Source organism: Caballeronia sp. (assembly GCF_049581465.1).
Taxonomy (GTDB): domain Bacteria; phylum Pseudomonadota; class Gammaproteobacteria; order Burkholderiales; family Burkholderiaceae; genus Caballeronia.
Genome location: NZ_JBAUSA010001231.1, coordinates 1 through 2867, shown reverse-complemented (window position 1 = coordinate 2867; position 2867 = coordinate 1). Strand labels below are relative to the sequence as shown.

4 protein-coding genes are annotated in these 2867 nt (G+C 57.9%); all 4 read left to right on the top strand.

Annotated features, from left to right (window positions below; genetic code table 11):
• The coding region (locus tag WCA53_RS30095) for a DegT/DnrJ/EryC1/StrS family aminotransferase (protein ID WP_423919965.1) at positions 1-733 on the top strand (733 nt) is incomplete at its 5' end.
• Complete coding sequence (locus WCA53_RS30090) at positions 730-1674, top strand: glycosyltransferase family 2 protein (protein ID WP_423919962.1); 945 nt, start codon at positions 730-732, stop codon at positions 1672-1674. The genes WCA53_RS30095 and WCA53_RS30090, both read left to right, overlap by 4 nt.
• Entirely contained in the window at positions 1667-2611 is a 945-nt protein-coding gene (locus tag WCA53_RS30085; RefSeq protein ID WP_423919957.1) for a WxcM-like domain-containing protein, read from the top strand. Before WCA53_RS30090 ends, WCA53_RS30085 begins: the two co-directional genes overlap by 8 nt.
• The coding region (locus tag WCA53_RS30080) for a GtrA family protein (RefSeq protein WP_423919953.1) at positions 2608-2867 on the top strand (260 nt) is incomplete at its 3' end. The genes WCA53_RS30085 and WCA53_RS30080, both read left to right, overlap by 4 nt.

The window sequence follows — 2867 nt, the reverse complement described above, 5'->3', positions numbered from 1 at the left end:
GGGTGCGAAAGCGGTCGTCGTGACGCACCTTTATGGCCTCGCCGCGCCGGAAATTGTGGAGATCGCGCAGCTTTGCGCGGAGCACAAAGTGCCGCTTCTCGAGGACTGCGCGCAGGCTCATGGCGCGCGCATCGCAGGTCGGCGGGTCGGCACGTTCGGCGATATTTCAAGCTTCAGTTTCTACCCGACGAAAAATCTCGGCGCGCTGGGTGACGGCGGGGCAGTGGTCACGAACAGCGCGCAGCTCGCTGAGAAGGTCGGACACCTGCGTCAATACGGATGGACATCGAAGTATTCGGTCGAAGTGCCGGGCGGAAAAAACAGCCGTCTCGATGAAATCCAGGCTGCCATCCTGAAGGATTTGTTGCCGTTCCTCGATGAAGCAAACGTTCGCCGCCGCGAGATCGCCAAACGCTACAGCGCGGGCATCAAGAACAACGCGCTGGTCTTGCCTTCGGCCGGGGGCGATGAATATGTCGCCCATCTGTACGTCGTTCGCAGCCCGGCGCGCGACTCCCTGCGCGAGCATCTCCGCCAGCATGACATTGCCTCGGATGTGCATTACCCCATTCCTGACTATCGCCAGCCGGTTTTCGGCGAGGAATTTGCCGGCGTTCGCTTGCCCAACACCGAGCGTCTTGCCGCCGAGATCCTTACCTTGCCGTGTTATCCGGAAATGACAGATGACGCGACCGATCGCGTGATTGCGGCCGTCAATGGCTGGCCGGCATGAAGTATTCGGTCGTCATACCCGTCTACAAGAACGAGGCGTCCATACCGCGTCTGATCGACGCGCTTGTGTCGATGAACCGCGACCTTAACGGCCATATGGAGGCGGTTCTTGTTGTCGACGGCAGTCCAGACCGATCCTTCGAACTATTGCGTGAAGCGATTGCAACGGTGGACTTTCCCGTGCAACTGCTTGCGCATTCGCGCAATTTCGGCTCGTTCCCGGCGATCCGAACGGGACTGGCTGCGGCGCGTGGCGAGTTCTACGGAGTGATGGCCGCTGATTTACAGGAACCGCCCGAGTTGCTGGTCCAGTTTTTTACGGCGCTGTCAGCGGACGAATGTGACGTCGTGATCGGAACCCGCATTGCGCGAAACGACCCGCTCATGTCGCGGATCGCTTCGAGCATGTTCTGGCAGCTTTATCGCAAACTGGTCGTGCACGAAATGCCGGAAGGCGGCGTCGATGTGTTCGGCTGCAATCGCGTTTTTCGCGATCAATTGCTTAAGCTGGAAGAGTCGCGATCGTCGCTTATCGCGCTGATTTTCTGGCTCGGATTTCGCCGCAAGCTGTGTGGATATGAGCGGCAACTGCGGCAAGAAGGTGTGTCGGCGTGGACGTTTCGCAAGAAGGTCGACTACATGCTCGATAGCGTGTTCGCCTTCACGGACTACCCGATACGTCTGTTGATTCGTCTCGGCGCCTTCGGTTCGCTCGTATCGATACTGCTCGGCATCCTAATTCTCATTGCCCGGATTTCAGGTGCGATTACAGTGCCGGGATATGCAGCAACGATGCTGGTGGTGCTCGTGCTCGGTGGATTGAATTTGCTGGGACTCGGACTGGTCGGCACTTACGCCTGGCGAGCCTACGAAAACAGCAAGCAGCGCCCACTGGCCGTGGTTTCAATGTGGCTGAAAAATACTGGAGACGCCGATGTCTAACCCCGCATTCATTCATGAGACCGCAGACGTAAAGTCATCGTCGATTGGCGACGGAACGCGCGTCTGGCAATACGTGGTTGTTCTCCCAGAGGCGAGAATCGGCAGCGACGTCAATTTGTGCTCCCATTGCCTTGTCGAAAATGATGTCGTGATCGGTGACCGCGTCACGGTCAAATCGGGCGTTTATCTTTGGGATGGCATTCGAATAGAAGATGACGCATTCATTGGACCGAACGTCACGTTCACCAATGACAAATTTCCCCGCTCGAAGGTTTATCCCGAAGCATTCGCGCAGACGGTGATCGAGAAGGGCGCATCAGTCGGCGGCGGGGCCGTCTTGCTGCCCGGCATTACGATTGGCGCCGGCGCGATGGTCGGTGCGGGCGCAGTGGTCACGAAGTCCGTGCCGCAATTCGCTATCGTGACAGGCTCACCCGCGCGGGTGGTCGGCTACGTAGAGAATGTCGACGCGAAGGTGTCGTTGCCGAAATCGTCGCAGGCGTCTGGTGAATGGCCGCGGCCAGTCGGCGTCGGCGCGGTCACGTTAAATCGACTGAAGCGGTTCAGCGATTCTCGTGGCGATCTTGCCGTGGGTGAGTTTGCGCGCGACATCCCGTTCGAGGTGAAGCGATACTTCGCAGTATTCAACGTTCCCGCCGACAAGGTGAGAGGCGAGCATGCGCATCGCGAATGTCATCAGTTCCTCGTTTGTGTAAAGGGTCATTGTTCGGTGTTGGTCGACGATGGCAAATCGCGTCGTGAACTGAAGCTCGATACGCCTGACATCGGCCTGCATCTGCCGCCGCTGACATGGGGCACGCAATACAAGTATTCCGATGACGCGGTCTTGCTCGTATTTACCTCGCACTACTACGAGCGGGACGACTACATCAACGATTACGCAGAGTTCCAACGCGTCACGGGTAACGAGGCGTGAGCGTCGGCATTTTCCCGTTGAGCGAAGCGTGGCGACGGAAATTGCGCTTTATCGTGGGCGGTGCGGCAAATACGGGTTTTACGTACGTTATATACCTGCTGCTCAAGCGCGTTGTCCCGTACCAGGTCGCGTATCTTGTGGCGTATTGCTGCGGCGTCGTCTTCGCCTATTGGTTCAACGCTGTCTTTGTGTTCAAAGTCCCCTTGTCGTGGAAAGGGGCGATGTCTTACCCGGTGGTGTATGTGGTGCAGTACGG